14 protein-coding genes and 1 riboswitch are annotated in these 17,275 nt (G+C 65.2%); of the genes, 9 read left to right on the top strand and 5 right to left on the bottom strand.

The annotated features are described in order from the left end of the window. Nucleotides 1–10 precede the first annotated feature (10 nt). Nucleotides 11–86: riboswitch (SAM riboswitch) on the top strand. 40 nt (nucleotides 87–126) lie between these two features. Both metZ and ASD80_RS16100 read left to right on the top strand, forming a co-directional pair. After that, on the top strand, nucleotides 127–1,335 hold the full coding sequence (metZ, locus tag ASD80_RS16105) for an O-succinylhomoserine sulfhydrylase (protein WP_056235015.1): 1,209 nt from the start codon (nucleotides 127–129) through the stop codon (nucleotides 1,333–1,335). A gap of 140 nt (nucleotides 1,336–1,475) precedes the next feature. Beyond that, complete coding sequence (locus ASD80_RS16100; RefSeq protein ID WP_056235012.1) at nucleotides 1,476–2,264, top strand: transporter substrate-binding domain-containing protein; 789 nt, start codon at nucleotides 1,476–1,478, stop codon at nucleotides 2,262–2,264. Here ASD80_RS16100 and ASD80_RS16095 read toward each other — a convergent pair. Next, the gene (locus tag ASD80_RS16095; protein WP_056235010.1) at nucleotides 2,261–2,674 is read right to left on the bottom strand and encodes a tellurite resistance TerB family protein; all 414 of its coding nucleotides are present in this window, start codon (nucleotides 2,672–2,674) and stop codon (nucleotides 2,261–2,263) included. The two genes, ASD80_RS16100 and ASD80_RS16095, sit on opposite strands and share 4 nt — an antisense overlap. Nucleotides 2,675–2,811: 137 nt before the next feature. Here ASD80_RS16095 and ASD80_RS16090 point away from each other — a divergent pair, with 137 nt between their 5' ends. Both ASD80_RS16090 and ASD80_RS16085 read left to right on the top strand, forming a co-directional pair. Further along, the gene (locus tag ASD80_RS16090) at nucleotides 2,812–4,461 is read left to right on the top strand and encodes a lysine--tRNA ligase (protein WP_056235007.1); all 1,650 of its coding nucleotides are present in this window, start codon (nucleotides 2,812–2,814) and stop codon (nucleotides 4,459–4,461) included. 16 nt (nucleotides 4,462–4,477) lie between these two features. Continuing rightward, a complete protein-coding gene (locus tag ASD80_RS16085) occupies nucleotides 4,478–5,143 on the top strand; it encodes a DUF4087 domain-containing protein (protein ID WP_162247383.1) in 666 nt (221 codons plus the stop codon). On the opposite strand, the gene ASD80_RS16080 is transcribed toward ASD80_RS16085, so the two are convergent. Then, entirely contained in the window at nucleotides 5,144–5,785 is a 642-nt protein-coding gene (locus ASD80_RS16080; protein ID WP_056235003.1) for a helix-turn-helix transcriptional regulator, read from the bottom strand. It lies immediately after the preceding gene. A 129-nt stretch (nucleotides 5,786–5,914) separates the two neighbouring features. Here ASD80_RS16080 and ASD80_RS16075 point away from each other — a divergent pair, with 129 nt between their 5' ends. Beyond that, the gene (locus ASD80_RS16075) at nucleotides 5,915–6,271 is read left to right on the top strand and encodes a DUF952 domain-containing protein (protein ID WP_056235000.1); all 357 of its coding nucleotides are present in this window, start codon (nucleotides 5,915–5,917) and stop codon (nucleotides 6,269–6,271) included. Beyond that, nucleotides 6,268–7,383: a quinone-dependent dihydroorotate dehydrogenase gene (locus ASD80_RS16070; RefSeq protein ID WP_082555361.1), complete on the top strand. Its 1,116-nt coding sequence runs from the start codon at nucleotides 6,268–6,270 to the stop codon at nucleotides 7,381–7,383. The genes ASD80_RS16075 and ASD80_RS16070 overlap by 4 nt, the downstream gene beginning before the upstream one ends. A gap of 136 nt (nucleotides 7,384–7,519) precedes the next feature. Here ASD80_RS16070 and ASD80_RS16065 read toward each other — a convergent pair whose 3' ends face one another. Then, on the bottom strand, nucleotides 7,520–8,191 hold the full coding sequence (locus ASD80_RS16065; RefSeq protein ID WP_056234999.1) for a response regulator: 672 nt from the start codon (nucleotides 8,189–8,191) through the stop codon (nucleotides 7,520–7,522). A gap of 198 nt (nucleotides 8,192–8,389) precedes the next feature. Here ASD80_RS16065 and ASD80_RS16060 point away from each other — a divergent pair, with 198 nt between their 5' ends. From ASD80_RS16060 to ASD80_RS16050, 3 genes are all read left to right on the top strand, one after another. Further along, nucleotides 8,390–11,935, top strand: a complete 3,546-nt coding sequence (locus tag ASD80_RS16060) for an SEL1-like repeat protein (protein WP_056234996.1) — start codon at nucleotides 8,390–8,392, stop codon at nucleotides 11,933–11,935. Between the two features lie 148 nt (nucleotides 11,936–12,083). After that, on the top strand, nucleotides 12,084–13,010 hold the full coding sequence (locus ASD80_RS16055) for a sulfite exporter TauE/SafE family protein (protein ID WP_056235417.1): 927 nt from the start codon (nucleotides 12,084–12,086) through the stop codon (nucleotides 13,008–13,010). Further along, nucleotides 13,007–13,768, top strand: coding sequence for a TIGR02186 family protein (locus tag ASD80_RS16050; RefSeq protein WP_056234993.1), 762 nt, complete (start codon nucleotides 13,007–13,009; stop codon nucleotides 13,766–13,768). Before ASD80_RS16055 ends, ASD80_RS16050 begins: the two co-directional genes overlap by 4 nt. Here the strand turns inward: ASD80_RS16050 and pdeM are convergent, their stop codons facing one another. Further along, nucleotides 13,769–14,476 carry a ligase-associated DNA damage response endonuclease PdeM gene (gene pdeM / locus ASD80_RS16045; protein WP_056234992.1) on the bottom strand — a complete coding sequence of 236 codons (708 nt, stop codon included), beginning with the start codon at nucleotides 14,474–14,476 and terminating at the stop codon, nucleotides 13,769–13,771. A 187-nt stretch (nucleotides 14,477–14,663) separates the two neighbouring features. Then, nucleotides 14,664–17,144, bottom strand: a complete 2,481-nt coding sequence (locus tag ASD80_RS16040; protein WP_056234989.1) for a ligase-associated DNA damage response DEXH box helicase — start codon at nucleotides 17,142–17,144, stop codon at nucleotides 14,664–14,666. Nucleotides 17,145–17,275 lie beyond the last annotated feature (131 nt).

Genomic DNA, 17,275 nt, shown 5'->3' with positions numbered 1-17,275 from the left:
TGGCCTTACATCACAGTCCAGTGGTGATTTGGCCGGTCGCTTGCAGCCACTTAAAACAAGTTGCTAAAGACCGTTTGGGAACCGGCCGCCCTTTGGGTGCCGGTTTTTTGTTTTGAAGGCGTGACCATGTCCCGAGATAAGAACCCCCTCCTCGATCCGAAACGGCGCAGCGCCGCGACCCAGATGGTCCATGGCGGCGACAAGCGCACCGATTTCAACGAGACGAGCGAAGCCATTTTTCTCAACTCGGGCTATTCCTATCCCAGCTCGGAATATGCCGAGCTTCTGTTCCAGAACAAGATCCCCGGCGGCCACAACTATTCCCGCTTCGCCAATCCGACCGTGGATGTGTTCCAGGAGCGCATGGCGCTGATCGAGGGCGCCGAAGCCGGCCGCGCCTTCGCCTCCGGCATGGCCGCGGTCACCAATGCGGTGATGAGCCAGGTCCGGGCCGGCGACCATATCGTGGCCGCCCAGGCTTTGTTCGGCGGCTGTCGCTATGTCGTGGAAGATTACGCGCCACGCTTCGGCGTGGAGTCTACGCTGGTCGATGGCCGCGATCCCGAGAATTTCGCCCGCGCCATGCGCCCCAATACCAAGGTCGTCTTCATCGAGACGCCGACCAATCCGACGCTGGAGCTGGTCGATATCAGGGCCGTCGCCGATATTGCCCATGCCCATGGCGCAAAACTGATCGTCGACAATGTCTTTTCCACCGCGCTCTACCAGAAGCCGCTGCAGCTCGGCGCCGATCTCGTCACCTATTCGGCCACCAAGCATATCGATGGGCAGGGCAGGGTACTCGGCGGCATCGTGCTGGGGTCACGGGGACTGATTGAAGGCGACGTCCACACCTTCCTGCGCCAGACCGGCGCGACCCTCAGCGCCTTCAACGCCTGGGTGCTGCTCAAGGGGCTGGAAACCTACGAACTGCGCATTAGGCAGATGACTGACAGCGCCGAGAAGATCGTGGCGGCCCTGGCCAGCCATCCCAAGATGAACCGGGTGATCTATCCGCATCATCCGAGCCACCCGCAATATGAACTGGCCAAACGGCAGATGCAGCGCGGCTCCACCATCATCGCCCTCGATGTCAAGGGCGGCCAGGAAGGGGCCTTCACTCTGTCCGATAGCCTTGCCGTGATCCTGATTTCCAACAATCTGGGTGACGCCAAGTCGCTCATCACCCATCCGCGCACCACCACCCATGCCCGCTTCACCGAGGACGTCCGCCTCGAAACCGGCGTCACGCCGGGCCTGCTGCGCCTGTCGGTCGGGCTGGAAAGCCCCGAGGATCTGATTGCCGACCTGATGTATGGGCTGGATCAGGTTTAATGCTGCGTCTTGGCCTCATTGCCAGTTGGATGGCTACCCTCCCCCTTGAGGGGAAGGGTAGCGTCGCCTGGCCCGCAGGGCCTGGCGGCCCAGCTTCGCCACCCTCCCCTCAAGGGGGAGGGTGGCGACGACTGCCGGCATTGCTTCTGGCCCTCCTCGCCACCCCGGCCTTCGCCCAGTCTCTCCCCTATCATTCCGACCCCAGCGCGCGCGAAATCCTGCCCAGCCTGACGCCGGTCCCAGCCATCCGCTTTCTGACCACCGCCGATTTTCCCCCGTTCAATTTTCGTGATGCCGGGGGCGAGTTGATCGGCTTCAACATCGATCTGGCCAAGCGCATCTGCGTCGAGGTCAATGTCGCCTGCACCATCCAGGCCTGGCCCTGGGACCAGGCGGCCAACGCCCTGAGCGACAGCCAGGGCGACGCATTGATCGCCGGGCTCGCCATGAGCAAGGAAAATGGCCTGCTGTTCGATTTTTCGTCGATCTACCTGGCGCTCCCAGGCCGCTTCGTCACCCGCGCACCCGATATCGGCGCGTTCGATCCCGCCGGTCTCGCCGGCAAGACCGTCGCCGTGCGGCGGGGCAGCGCGCATGAGGCCTTCCTCACGCGCTACCTGCCCGAGGTGGCGCTGGTTGGCTTCGACAGCGAGATCAAGGCGCTGGAGGCACTCGAAAACGGCGACGCCGATGCTTTCTTTGGCGACGCCATGCGCGCCTCGTTCTGGCTCAACGATAACCTGACGTGCTGCGGCTTTGCCGGGCAACCCTACTTCCGTCCAAACCTGTTCGGCGAAGGTCTCGCCATTGCCGTTCCCGCTGGGCAGGACGCGGTGCGCCACGCCATCGACTGGGCCCTGGTCAGGCTCAAGGACAATGGCGCGCTGGACGAACTCTACCTGCGCTGGTTCCCGGTGGGATTTTACTAGCTCGGCATCCGCCGATGCCGCGCCCGCGCCGCCGTTTCGATGGCGGCCGTGGTCAGCCGGTCCAGGTCGAGCTTGTCGCGCAGCAATTCGAGGAAGCGCAATTCCTCCTGCTCGAGGTAGAGATCGACCGATGCCACCTCCACCGCCACGGCATAGGCGGTGTCCTGCAGCTTGGCCGGTAGCACGGCGATCGCATCGTCCATCACCTGGTCCAGGCCGCCCGGCCCGTTGAGCTTGTCCGCACAGGCATTGGCGACGGCGGCCAGCCGGTTCTTGTCGAAGCCCTCGAAGACGGGCAGCCGCCCGATCAGGGTCTGGATGCGGACCAGTTCCTTGTCCGTCATGGCGCTGTCGGACGAGGCGGCGACGATCATCAGGTGAATGAGGGCGTCATGGGCGGCATTGGACATCAGGCATTCCCAGGCTGGTCTGTGCCCCGATAGCTAGGCGCGTCGGGCGGCCTTGGCAAGCGCCGGCCCCCGAAAACGTTGACGTTGGCGCGCCGGGATGCAACACACCCAGACCCCTGTTCCCGAAAGGCCTCACCTTGTCGCCCGCTCCGTTGCCCCCGCTCGATCCCGCGTTCTTCGACGCCGCCCAGACTGCCCGCGCCTGGCCGTTCGAGGAAGCTCGGAAACTGGTCAAGCGCCTGGAGAAATCGGGCAAGGGCGAGGCCCTGTTCGAGACCGGCTATGGCCCCTCGGGCCTGCCTCATATCGGCACCTTCGGCGAGGTGGCGCGCACCACCATGGTCCGCACCGCCTTCCGCTTGCTGACGCGCGACGAGATTCCCACGCGGTTGATCTGCTTTTCCGACGACCTCGATGGCATGCGCAAGATTCCGGACAATGTGCCCTCCAAGGCGGCCATGGAGCCGCATCTGCAGAAGCCGCTGACCGCGGTGCCCGATCCGTGGACCAATGAATATGCCAGCTTCGGCGACCATAACAACGCCATGCTGCGCCGGTTCCTGGACACGTTCGGCTTCAGCTACGAATTCGCCAGCGCCACCGATTACTATCGCTCGGGCAAGTTCGACCCGGTGCTGATGCGCGCCGCCGAGCGCTATGACGATATCATGAAGGTGATGCTGCCCACGCTCGGCGCCGAACGCCAGGCCACCTACAGCCCCTTCCTGCCGATCTCGCCGATATCGGGGCGTGTGCTCTATGTGCCGATGAAGGAAGTCGATGCCAAAAACGGCACGGTGACCTTCGCCGACGAAGATGGCCGCGATACCACGGTTCCCGTCACCGGCGGCCATGTGAAGATGCAGTGGAAGCCCGATTTCGGTATGCGCTGGGCGGCTCTCGGCGTCGATTTCGAAATGTTCGGCAAGGACCACCAGACCAACGCGCCGATCTATGATCGCATCTGCGAAATCCTCGGCGGCAAGACGCCAGAGCACTATGTCTACGAGCTGTTCCTCGATGCCGAAGGCCAGAAGATTTCCAAGTCCAAGGGCAACGGCCTGACCATCGACGAATGGCTGACCTATGCGGGCAATGAAAGCCTGGGGCTCTACATGTTCCAGAAGCCGCGCACGGCCAAGCGCCTGCATTTCGACGTCATCCCGCGCGCGGTGGACGAATATTTCGCCCATGTCGCATCCTACCAGAAGCAGGACACTGCCGCGCGCCTGGAGAATCCGGCCTTCCATGTCCACTACGGCAAGGTGCCCGAAGTCGACATGCCGGTGACTTTTGCGCTGTTGCTGAACCTGGCGACGGCTTCCAATCCGGAAACGCCTGATGTGATGTGGGGCTATATTTCCGCATACGCGCCCGGCGTGTCGCCGCAGACGCATCCGCATCTGGATGCGCTTGTCGGCTATGCCATTCGCTATTTCCGCGACTTCGTGCAGAAGAGCTATCGCGCGCCCGACGACGTGGAACGCGGCGCGCTCGAAGCCCTCTCGGAGGCCTTCGCAGCCCTGCCTGACGACGCCACCAATGAAACCATCCAGAACGCGGCGCTCGATGTGGCGCGCACCATCGAGCGGTATCAGGACCACACCAAAAAGAGCCCCACCGGCGGCCCTGGTGTCTCCGTCGAGTTCTTCCAGATGCTCTATTCTGTGCTGATCGGGCAGGAGCGCGGCCCGCGCTTCGGGTCTTTCGCCGCGCTTTACGGCATCGACAATACGCGCAAGCTGATCGAGGATGCGCTGGCCGGGACGTTCGTCAAGGCCGGTTGAAACGAGGGAGATTGCCTTGCGGTTTCTTGCTGTTTTCCTGCTTCTGGCTTTGAGCATGCCGGCCTATGCCGCCGCCGATGACATCCCCGAATCCATCCAGGGCAAATGGGTGGGCGGGGGCCAGGCCTGCGACACGTTGGGGGCGCCCATGGTGATCTCGGCCACCACGCTGGTCTATGCCGACGGCCGGATCGACGACGTGTTCTTCTCACCTGAGGACGGCGCCGACGGCACCGTGCATTTCCGCGCGGAAGGCGAAGTCTCCAACTACGAATATATCGCGGCGCGCGACCTGCTGGTCTACCACCCCGAAGGCTTCGGCATGGGGTCGGCGCTTCCCATGGTCCGTTGCGCCGAACCGGCCGGTGCGTTCGAGCGTCGCTGCGGCTGGCTGGCCAATCCGACGCCGGGCAATTGGTGGCTGATCGACCGGGATCGCAGCTGGACCCTGTCGAGTCAGGGCGACGACAATCCGGCCGCCACTGCGGTCATGGATCGGGTGCCCGCTTTCGATGCGGATGAGTTCGTCTCGACCGGCAGCTATTACGGCCATGGCTGCGCCTGCCTGACCGTCACCACCGACCCCGATGAAGGCCGGGTGCTGGCCATCGGCACCAGCAAGCGCCTGCCGCTTGCCACCTGTGAAGCCGACACGAGCCTGCCGCTGCCAGCCGACTGGTAACTATTGGCTGGCCCAGATGATGCGGGCGATCCATTCGATATCGCTGAGTTCAAACAGCCGCGGCTCATAGGCCGGGTTGATGGAGTGGAGCTCGATCTGCCTGCCGGTCTGGCGGGCGAGGATCTTGGCCATAACCTCGCCATCGCGGGTTCTGACCACAACCCGGTCGCCGCGCCGCACCTGCTCGGTGGGCGACACCACGATGCGGTCCCCCTCCCGGTAAAGCGGTTCCATCGAGTCGCCCTGCACTTCGAGCGCATAGATGCCGCCTTCGCCGGGCGAGGGCAGGGCGATCTCGTCCCAGCCCTGGCCGGCCGGAAAGCCGGCGCTGTCGAAGAAGCCGCCCGAGCCGGCCTGTGCCAGGCCCAGCAGCGGCACGGTGCGGTTGGGCAGGTTGTCGTTCAGTTGCAGGAATGCGCCGGTGCCGCTGAGGAAGGAATCGAAGCTCTCCCCCGTGGCCTCCAAAATCTTGGAAATGCTCTCGGTCGAGGGCCAGCGCTCGCGCCCATCCTTGCTGATGCGCTTGGAGACGTTGAAGGCGGTCGCGTCGAGCCCGGCGAGCTTGGCCAGCGCCGAGACCGAGTGGCCATGGCGGCGCGCGAGGGCGTCGATCCCGTCCCAGATAGCTCTGTGTGACAGCATGGCAAATGACCAATCGAGGAAATATATCTTATCGGTGGAATTAAGTCCTATTCTTAGCGGTCCAACTTTGTCTTGTAAAGAGCCGCCCTCCGCTTGCGGCCCCTTGCCGGCGCCATTAGGTTCGCGCCCATGAGCAATCCTGAATTCGTCTACAAGATCGCTACCGAAGCGGCCTTTGCGCCTGCTCGCGCTGCCTCCACCTTTGCCGGCATGCCCATCGATGCCGCGGACGGCTACATGCACTTTTCGACGGCTGGGCAGTTGGCGGAAACGCTCCGCCTGCACTTTGCGGGCCAGAGCGGACTGGTACTGCTGGCGGTCCGCAGCCGTGACCTTGGCACCGATCTGGTGTGGGAGCCCTCGCGTGGCGGGGCGCTCTTCCCCCATCTTTATGGCGGGCCGCTTTCGACAGCGGCTATTGCCTGGGAAGCGCCGCTGAGCGTTGCGGCAGACGGTTCCTGTACCTTGCCCGAGGCCGTCCGATGATCCTCTCGGCATTTTCGCCGCTGCTGCGCATACCGGCTCTCGCGGGCTTGACCCGTGAAACCCTGCTCAAGATGGATCCCGAGACCGCCCATGGCGCGACGCTCACCGCGCTGCGACTGGGTCTGGCGCCCGAACAGAGCCATCCCGATGGCGCCGAGCTGCGCACCAGCCTCTGCGGCCTGGACCTGAGCAATCCGGTGGGCATGGCCGCCGGTTTCGACAAGAATGCCGAAGTTGCCCGTCCGCTGGCGCTGATGGGTTTCGGCATGGTGGAGATCGGCACCGTCACGCCATACCCGCAGGTCGGCAACCCCAAGCCCCGGCTGTTCCGGGTGGGGTCGGCCGAGGGCGTGATCAATCGCATGGGTTTCAATAACGAAGGGCACGATGCTGCCCTTGCTCGCCTCAGGGGGCTGCGCGTACCGGCGGCCCTGGGTGTCAATATCGGGGCCAACAAGGACAGCGCGGACTTCGTCGCCGATTTTGTGCTGGGGGTGAAGCGCTTCGCCGATCTGGCCGATTACCTGACGGTCAACGTGTCTTCGCCCAATACGCCCGGCCTGCGGAACCTGCAGGCCGACGAAGCCCTGCGCCGCCTGCTTGGCGAGGTGCTGTCCGCGCGCGCCAAGGCGAAGACCCGCGTGCCGGTTTTTCTCAAGATCGCCCCCGATCTCGACGAGGCGGCGCTCGACGCCGTCGCTGCCGTCGTGCTGGCGACCGATCTCGATGGGCTGATCGTCTCCAACACCACCACCACCCGCGACGCGGTGGCAGGCCTCGAAAATGCCGCCGAGGCCGGTGGCCTGTCCGGCAAGCCGCTGTTCGAACTCTCGACCCGCCGCCTGGCCCAGACGCGCCAGCGTGTGGGCGCGCTCCCCATCATTGGCGTCGGTGGCATCCATTCGCCGCAAACGGCCCTGGCCAAGATCGAGGCCGGCGCCAACGCCATCCAGCTCTATTCGGCCATGGTATTCAGCGGACTCGACCTGCTCGACCGCCTCAAGCGCGGGCTTGTCGCCGCCGTGCGGGCGGAGGGCAAGGCCAATATCGGGCAGTTGGTCGGGAGCAAGACGGATGACTGGGCCAAGGGCCGGGGCGTGGTTTCTGGATAGGTGCCACGCCCTCGTGGTTCGAGGCGCTGAAGAAGCGCACCTCACCATGAGGGCTACTGGAATACCGGGCTAGAAGTAGCCCTCATGGTGAGGCGGGAGCGCAGCGACCCTCGAACCACGAGGGCGTGGCGTGATGCTACGGCTTTTCCCCACCAATCGAGAACAGTGCCTCGAACTGGCCGTCTTCGATGCGTGCCGCGGCGATCACAGCCTGGGTGCGGCTGTCGACGTCCAGCTTCTGCAGGATGGCCGAGACATGCGCCTTGACCGTGGCTTCCGAGATGGAAAGCTCATAGGCGATCTGCTTGTTCATCAGCCCGTCGCTGAGCATCATCAGCACGCGCACCTGTTGCGGGGTCAGCGTCGAGAGCCGGCGCATCAGTGCGGTATGATCGTCGTCGCTGCCCAAAGCCGTCCCCTCGGGGACGAAGACCTCGCCTGACAGCACCGTCTCGATGGCGCGGCGGATTTCGGTCGGTCCCACGGATTTGTGAAGATAGCCCGCGGCGCCCAGCTCGAACGCGCGGCGAACCACGGTGCCGTCCTCGACCGCCGAGATGATCATCACCGGAATATCGGGATATTGTGCCCGCAGCAGCAGCAGCCCGGAAAAGCCCCGCACGCCCGGCATGTTGAGGTCGAGCAGCACGAGATCGCAATCGCGATCGGCGTCGAGCGCCGCGCTCAGCCCGTTGAGATCGCCCGCTTCCTCCACGCTGACGGTGGCGTCACCCCCCGACAGGGTCTGCCGCAGCGCCGCCCGGAACAGCGGGTGGTCGTCGACGATGATGATGCGGCGGCGGGTCATGTGGCTCCCCAGATTGAACGATATACGCAAAGCTCCGAATCGCCGGCTTCGTATCACTACGAAATCAGGTCTTTCAGCCTGTGGCTCTTGCATATTGCGACAATACTTAACGGGTTCTTTACCATGTTTTCCCAAGAGTGACCGTCATACCTTCGTGTTGAATCGCGAGGGGTCCGCCTTTCATGACAGGGACTAGCCATGGCCCGCGCCTACCAATTCACGGATATGTCCGAGCCGGCAGCGGAGCCGCAGGCCGGGGAATGGCAGGCGTTGCGCGGCGAGCTCGTCGCCTTGCTCGATCAGGTCGAAGGCCACTATGTCCAGGAGCAGCGCGCCGAGCCGGCGCTGACCGGCCTGACCCGGCGTGTCCGCAACCTGCGCGATCAGGTCGTCGGGCCCGAGCCGGCGATGCGCCGCCGCGAGGCGCTGCGGACCGTCAAGCGCGCCGTGGACCGCTTTACCGAACGCGACGATCTGGGCACTGTCGATCATGAACAGGATGACCTGAGCAACGCCATAGCCGAAATTCGCGGCCGCCAGATGTCGGCCCCGGCCGCCGCCCTGGGCCGTCGCGCCGTGGACACGCCCGAATTCCGTGAACTGAGCTCGCTGGTCGGCGGCCTCACAGGAAGGCTGGAGCATCTCGAGGGGGAACTCAGGTCGCAGCGCGCCGGCAATGGCAGCGTGCGCGAGGTCGCCGCCCAGGTCGAGCAACTGACCCATGTCGTCGAATTGCTGGCCGGCGCGGTCGGCGAGACCGGGCAGGTCAAGCGCCTCGAAGCGCAGATCGGCGCCCTGGCTGCCCTGATCGAAGGCGGTCCGCGCGTCGATCTGTCGGCCATCAACAGCCGGCTCGACGACGTTTCGGTGACCGTGGGCAAGCTGGCCGAACTGCAGGCCCAGCAGATGGAACGCGAGATCGCGCGCGAGGATCGCAAGGCCGCCGAAAAGCCGGCCAAGACCGAAACGCTCGCCCCGACGATGCACGCCATCGAAAAAAGCGTCCGCAACGTCTATGACCGCATCGACTCCATCGAAAAGAATGTTGCGCTGTCCTCGGCCGACTTCGAACGCCTGACCAGCGAAATGGCGGCCTTCACCCAGGCGATGAAGGACCGCGCGTCCGCTCCGGACAAGCTTGTGGCCCAGGTGGATGCCCTGGCTTCCCGCATCGGTACCCTCGACACCGCCAATGGCGACGTCGCCGGCCTCAAGCAGGACATTGCCTCGCTGCGCGATGCTGTAATGGCCGGCATGGAGCCGCGTTTCCTGCGCATCGAAAGCCAGATCGAGGCCCTGTCGGACCGCATGGCGCCGGCCGCCGATTCGGGCCAGGTGGAAAGCCAGCTCAAGCTGCTGATGGCCCGCATGGACGAAACGGGCGCGCAGCTCAATGGCCTGGCCAAGCTCTATTCCAGCCACTCCGACGCCACCGATATCGAAGCCATGGCTACCCTGGTTGCCGAACGCACCAGCGAGGCGGTGACCCGCAAGGCGCCGGCGCCCGTCGCCATGTTCGGCCCCGACAGTCTCAAGAGCATCGAGGACCGGCTGACCGGCCTGATCAAGTCTGCCGGCAAGACGCCTGATTATGAAACGCTCGCCGCCATGGTGGCCGAACGCACCTCCGAGGCGGTCGCCAAATCGGCTCCCGGCACCGGCGGCGGCATGAGCGAGGACGGCATGGCCGCGCTGGAAAAGCGCATGGCCGCACTATTCAACACCGCCGGCAAGGATACGGCCGAGCGGCTGACCCGGCTCGAAGCCGTATTGGGCAACCGCGACGAGCGGCCCGCCGCCGCCGCGCCTGCTGCGGCCCCGCCGGCTCCGCAGCCCAAGGTCGAGCAGCCCGATGAAGAGCGCAGCCGGCTCGAGGTCATGCTGACTGCCCTGTCGGGCCCGAAATCTGCCGCCAAGAGCGATCTGATGCCGGCCAATCCGGTCGACGAAGCGCCATTGGTCGATCCCGGCTTCAAGGATACCGGGCCTGTCCGTGCCGCCCTCGATGCCAAGGTCGGCGTCCGCCCACCAGTGCCTGCCGGCGAGGCGCCGGTTTCTGGGCGCCCGGCATTCGATCCCGCCAGCGTCGAGCGGCCGCCGCGGCCCCAGTCGAGCTTTGCCAAGGCCGACCTCGATCCGTTCACCCCGCCGGCCGCGGCCGCGGCTCCACAGGTCGAAGCCCCGGTCAGCCAGAGCAGCACCAGCACCTTCGTCGCGGCTGCCCGTCGCGCCCAGCGTGCCCGCCAGGAGGCGACGGCCCCCGCCGTTGCGTCCAGCAATTCGCTTATCAGCCGCGCCCTTGCGCGGGTAAGGCCGGGTTCCGCCGCCGCGACACCGACCGACGACGCGGCAGCGGCGCCCGTGGCCAAGGCCGAAAAGCCGGCCAGGCCGGTCAAGGAAAAGAAGGCCAAGGCCGAAAAGGCTCCGCCGGTCGCGCCGGCCTTCGGTATGGACGCCGAAGCCGACGCGCCTGTTGAAAAGCAGAGTTTCCTGACGCGCCATCGCCGCCCGCTGCTGCTGGCCGCCACGCTGGTCGCCGTCTCGATGCTGGCCCTGAACCTGGTCATGCAACGCATGACGCCCGCCCGCACGGCGGCATCGCCGGCGGCCCAGACCGCGATAGAGCAGCCCTCGGCAACGCCCTCGGCCACTGACGACGTGTCGCTGGTGCGCCCCGAGCCGCGTGTCATCGACATGATCGACGCCACCGCGACCGCGTCGATCAACCCCAACCAGCCGATGAGTTTCACCAAGCCGGTGGCCACGACCCCGATGCCGCCATCGCTCATGGCGCTGACCGGTGGCGCCGCCGCAGCGCCGCTCGACATTCCGGTCGAGACGGCGCCCGAGGTTACGGGCAGCATTCCCGATGTTGCAGCCACCGAGAGTTTCGAACTGCCGCCTGAAGGCGTGGGTCCGCTCGAATTGCGCCAGGCCGCCGCCGATGGCGATGCCCGCGCCCAGTTCGAGATCGGCGCCATCTATACCGAGGGCCGCGTTGTTCCCCAGGATCAGGTCGAGGCGGCGAAGTGGTATGAGCGTGCCGCCGCGCAGGGCTTCGTGCCGGCGCAGTATCGCATCGGCAATCTCTATGAAGCCGGGCAGGGCGTGGACAGGGATTTCGAAGTGGCCAAGCTGTGGTACCAGCGCGGCGCCGAAGCCGGCAATCGCATGGCCATGCACAACCTGGCGGCGCTCTATGCCGGCGGACAACTGGGCGACCAGCAGTTCGAAACCGCCGCCGAGTGGTTCGCCCAGGCGGCAGCGCGCGGCATGACCGACAGCCAGTTCAACCTGGGCATGCTCTATGCCCGCGGCCTGGGCGTCGAGCAGGATTTCGAACAGTCCTACAAGTGGTTCGCCCTCGCCGCCCGCAATGGTGACGCCGATGCCGCCAAGGCCCGCGACGACATTGCCAAGTCGCTGACCGCCGAGGCAGTGAGCCGCGTGAGCGATGAACTGGACCTGTGGAAGGCCGAGCCGGTCGACCTGGCGGCCAACTTTGCCCCGCTGGGCACCTGGTCTCCCAGCTTCGATCCGGGTGAACCCATCCTCACCAGGGATGTGGTGTCCAAGGTGCAGACGGTGCTGGGCAAGCTCGGCTTCGATGTCGGCACGCCCGATGGGCTGACCGGACCCAAGACCGCCGAGGCCATCAAGGCTTTCGAGCGTGGCACCGGCATGACCGAGATTGGCGTCGTCAATCCCCGCCTGCTCGCAGTACTGGGCAGCCAGCCGGTCTGACACCGAACTGTCGTTTGACACGGTCGGGTCAGCATCCTAACCCCAAACATCGAGGGTTTCCTGCGGTTCGTGGGAAGCCCTTGACCTATTGTTGACGTACGGTCCTGTAAACTCGTGCGGCGTAGTGATTTTCAAACGGATCAGGGTCTTGCAGGTCTATCTGCCGATCGCCGAATTGTCCGTGAACCTCTTCTTTCTCGTGGGGATCGGAGGGGCGGTCGGTTTCCTGTCGGGGCTCTTCGGGGTTGGCGGCGGTTTCCTGTTGACGCCACTGCTGATTTTCTCGGGTGTGCCGGCCCCCGTGGCGGTGGCTTCGGTCACCGGCCAGGTTGTGGCGGCATCGACCTCGGGCGCGCTGGCGCATTATCGGCGCGGCGCCGTGGACCTGCATCTGGCGCTTTACCTGGTGCTGTCCGGCGTGTTGGGCGCCTTTGGCGGCGTCGCGACCTTTGCCTTGCTGCGCGATGCCGGCCAGCTCGATCTCGTCATCTCGGTGGGCTTCCTTGTCCTGCTTGGTTCGGTGGGCGTACTGATGCTGATCGAATCCACCCGCGCCATCCTCAAGCAGCGCAAGGGCATCGTGGTGCGCGAGCGCCTGCCCAACCAGCATAACTGGATTCACGGCCTGCCCATGCGGGTGCGGTTCAAGAAATCGCGCCTTTATATCAGTGTGTTGCCGGTGCTGATCATCGGGCTGTTCATCGGTTTCGTCGGTTCGCTCCTGGGTGTCGGAGGCGGCTTCATCATGGTGCCGGCTCTGGTCTACCTGCTGCGCGTGCCCGGCAATGTCGTCATCGGCACCTCGCTGGCGCAGGTGGTGGCGATGATGGCGGCCACGACGATCCTGCATGCCGTGCAGAGCCAGAGCGTCGATATCCTGCTGGCCTTCTGCCTGATGGTCGGCGGTACGGCCGGCGCCCAGTTCGGGGCCTCGGCCGGCAAGTATCTGCGCGGCGAACAGTTGCGCGGACTGCTGGCTTTGCTGGTGCTGGCCGTGGCCATCCGCTTCGGCCTGTCTCTGGTGCTGGCGCCCGCCAATGTGTTCAGCATGGCCGTGACGGGAGTGGTCCAATGAGCCGGCTGCTGCTCCTGCTGGCGGCGCTTGTCCTGGCCGTTGCCCCCGCCCGGGCCGAGCGGCTGGTGTCGCAGGTTTCCAACGAGACGATCGAGATCACGTCCAGCTTTTCGGGCGAGCGCATGAATTTTTTCGGCACCATCATTCCCGATGCCGGCTCCGAGGATAAATTCGTCACCGGCCCCTTCCATGTCGTGGTGGTCGTGCTCGGCCCCACGCAGAACCGCGTTGCCCGCCAGATGTCCAACGTCTTCGGCGTCTGGCTCAACACCGACCAGGTCGAATTCAGTAATTTTCCCAGTTACTTCCATGTGCTGTCGAGCGGGCGGCTGACCGACATCACCGATATTACGACACTCACCACCAACCTCATCCTGCCCGAATCCCACACCCTGCCGGCCAGCACCACCGACTGGTGGAAAAGCGCCATCTTCGGCCGCGAACTGGTGCGGCTGATGACCGAGCAGGGCCTGTTCGGCGTGCAGGAAAACGGCGTCAACTTCCCGGCGGATAACTTTTATTCGGCGCGGCTGACCCTCCCCAGCAATGCCCCGCCCGGCCCTTATATCGCCCTGACCTATGTGTTCAAGAATGGCGAGATCATCGCCCGCAAGTCGGAAGGTTTCGCGGTGCGCAAGATCGGCTTCGAGCGGTTCCTGGCGCTGTCGGCGGTGCAGCAACCGTTCCTCTATGGCCTGGTCTGCGTCATCCTGGCGCTGTTCACCGGCTGGCTGGGCGGCGTGCTGTTCAAGCGCTAGCTACCCCCGCACGAGGCGCTTCGGGCTGACGGGATAAGTGCGGTCTTTCCCCAACATGGTGACCTCGACCGTCGGCCAGTTTAGCAGGCCGAAAAACGCCGGGGACAAGATGTTGAGCGAACCCGTGGATGCCCCATAGGCCGGCAGGATCAGCAGGCGGTTGTCGTGGACGAAGCAGGGGCGGCGGGTCGAGCGGCCCTGGAACCAGACATGCGCCGCCGGGTGCAGATGGCCGGCCACAAGGCCGGTCATGCCGCGTTCCGGCTCATGGGTGAAGGTCAATCCGGCCAGTTCCAGCCGCGGCAGGCAGGTGCCGCCGATGGCATGCGGGGCCGGGTCGTGATTGCCGGATAGCCAGATGCAATCGACCATTTCGGTGAGTGAATCGAGTCTCATTCGGTCCGAATTCGTTAACAGACTGCTAGCATCGACGCGATGGAACGTGTCACCGAGCGAGAGCAGCCGCGTGGCGCCGGTGCGGCGCAGATCGGCCTCGAGACGGGCCAGGGTGAGCCCGGTATCATAGGGTGGCAGCATCTGCCCGCGACGCGCGAAGCTCGCCATTTTTTCGAAATGCAGGTCGGCAACCAGCAGGGTCTGTTGGTTGTGCCAATAGAGCGCGCCCGAGGGCAGGGGTTCGAAATTGTGGCCGGCAAAGCGCAGGATCGGCGTCTCCGTGACCTCGGCTGTTAATGTTAGACTGCTCAATCGTCGGCTCTCTCCGGCCTCGGCTCCTTCGCCTCCCTCCCCCTTGAGGGGAGGGACTGAGGGTGGGGGTCCTTCAGTAGACCACGGCGTTACCCCCTCCCCAGCTTTGCTACGGCCCGTTGGGCCTAGCGGCGCTACCCTCCCCTCAAGGGGGAGGGTGGGCAGGAGCCGGACCGCCTGTTGACCGCTAACCTCCGAGCGCCTCTTTCATCAATTCATCTGCTGCGTCAGCCATAGCCGATTCGCGGCCTTCGCCGAAAATCGGCTCCTTGCCGATATCGAGCATGACCGGCACGGCGAGGGGCGAGATTTGCGCCAGCGGCTGGTGGACGATGTGGTTGCGGATGCGGGCCAGCATGTCGCCGAGGCGCTCGATATCGAGCAGGCCCCTTGCGGCGTCGCGGCGGGTGGCCTGGATCAGGATGTGGTCGGGCTCGTGCTGGTAGAGCACGTCATAGATGAGGTCAGAACTCATGGTGATCTGGCGCCCGGACTTTTCCTTGCCGGGATGGCGGCGCTCGATGAGGCCGGAAATGATGGCGCAGTTGCGGAAGGTGCGCTTCATCAGGGCCGATTCATCGAGCCAGGCTTCGAGATCGTCGCCCAGCATGTCCTCGGAGAAGAGGTCATCGAGCGACAGGCGGTCGGTGCGGATCAGCGCGGAGAGATCGCCCAGCCCCCAGATGGCCAGGGCATATTCCGATGCGACGAAGCCGAGGGGACGGGCGCGGGCGCGTTCGAGGCGGCGGGTGAGCAACATGCCGAGCGTCTGGTGGGCCAGCCGGCCTTCGAAGGGGTAGCAGACCAGATAGTTGTGGGCGCCGCGCGGGAAGGTCTCCACGAGCAGGCTGTCGCGTTTGGGCAGGACCGAAACGTCGCGCTGCAGGCGGAGCCACATTTCCACCTGCTCGGGCAGCTTCGTCCACTCCGAGGGACTGTCCATGATGCGGCGGACGCGCTCGGCCAGATAGGTCGAGAGCGGAAACTTGCCGCCCATATAGGAAGGGATTTTCGGATTGCTGGCCTGGGCGCGGGAGACGAAAGCCTCGTTGTCGCGCATACCTTCGAAGGCGACGATTTCGCCGCCGAATATGAAGGTGTCGCCGGGCAGCAGCGTGCCGAAGAAATATTCCTCCATCTCGCCCAGCACGCGCCCGCCCGCCCCGATAGGGCTGTTGCTCTGGCCTTTCTTGAGGCCGCGCTGGCGGATGAGGCGCACCCGCACCATGGGTTCCTCGATGATGGTGCCGATATTGAGCCGATATTGCTGGACCACCTGCGGATTGGCGACGCGCCACTTGCCGTCATCGGTGGGCTTGAGGCGGGCATAGCGCTCATAGGCGCGCAGGGCATAGCCGCCGGTGGCGACGAAATCGAGCACGCGATCGAATTGCCCTCGTGGCAAGTCGCGATAGGGCCAGGCATGGCGGATTTCGTCATAGAGGTCGTCGGCGGCGAAGGGGCCGGCACAGGCCATGCCGAGCAGGTGCTGGGCGAGGACATCGTAGCCGCCTGACACGGGGTCTTCGCTGTCCTGATGGTTCTCGGCGACGGCTTCGAGCGCAGCTTCGCATTCGAGCACTTCGAAGCGGTTGGAGGGGACCAGCACGGCCTTTGAGGGTTCATCGAGCCGGTGATTGGCGCGGCCGATGCGTTGCAGCATGCGCGAGGACCCTTTGGGCGCGCCGACCTGCACGACCAGATCGACATCGCCCCAGTCGATGCCGAGATCGAGCGTCGAGGTGCAGACCACGGCCTTGAGATTGCCTGCGACCATGGCGCTCTCCACCTTGCGCCGCTGCTCCACCGAGAGCGAGCCGTGATGTAAAGCGATGGGCAGCATGTCGTCATTGACGGCCCACAGGCCCTGGAACAGCATTTCGGCCTGGGATCGCGTGTTGACGAACAGCAGGGTGGTCCTATGGCGCTTGATGGTCTCGTAGAGGTCGCGATGGGCGTAGTTGGCCGAGTGCCCGGCCCAGGGCAGCACCTGTTCGGTATCGAGGATTTCGAGCACCGGCGGGGCGCCGCCCGAGGCGGTGAGGAGATGGGTGGGCTTGTCCGGCACCGGCTTTGCGATCCAGTCGCGCAGCAGGTCGGGCCGGGCAACGGTGGCGCTGAGGGCGGTGATCTGGAGGTTTGGGGCAAGGCGGGCGATACGGGCCAGGGCGAGGGACAAAAGTTCACCGCGCTTGGAGGTGACCAAAGCATGCAACTCATCGAGCACGATGCGGCGGAGTGAGCCGAAGAACAGGTCGGCATGGGGGTGGCTGATGAGGAGGCATAGCTGCTCGGGCGTGGTGAGCAGGATATGGGGCGGCTTGCTGCGCTGGCGGGCGCGCTTGGAGGCAGGCGTATCGCCGGTGCGGGTTTCGGCTGATATCTTGAGGCCCATTTCGAGGATAGGGGCATTGAGATTGCGCTGCACGTCCACGGCCAGCGCCTTGAGCGGGGAAATGTAGAGCGTGTGGAGGCCATCGAACTTGCCGTCGGCGAGGTCGGTGAGGGTGGGCAGGAACCCGGCCAGCGTCTTGCCGGCGCCGGTGGGGGCGATGAGCAGGGCCGAGGCGCCGGCATGCCAGGAGGCGAGCACGTCGAGCTGGTGCTGGCGGGGCGACCACGCCTTGCGGGCGAACCAGTCGGCGATGACGGGGGGGAGGAAGGTCACGCGCGCCTCGCAAGGTCACAAGAGGCAAGGGTCGTCGCCTCCCTCCCCCTTGAGGGGAGGGACCTAGGGTGGCGGCCTATTAGTGGACCACGAAACGACCCCCCACCCCAACCCTCCCCCTCAAGGGGGGA

It is taken from the genome of Devosia sp. Root635, assembly GCF_001427605.1.
Classification (GTDB): Bacteria; Pseudomonadota; Alphaproteobacteria; order Rhizobiales; family Devosiaceae; genus Devosia.
Note: the sequence above shows the minus strand (reverse complement) of the source record. Positions and strands in the feature narration are given on the sequence as shown.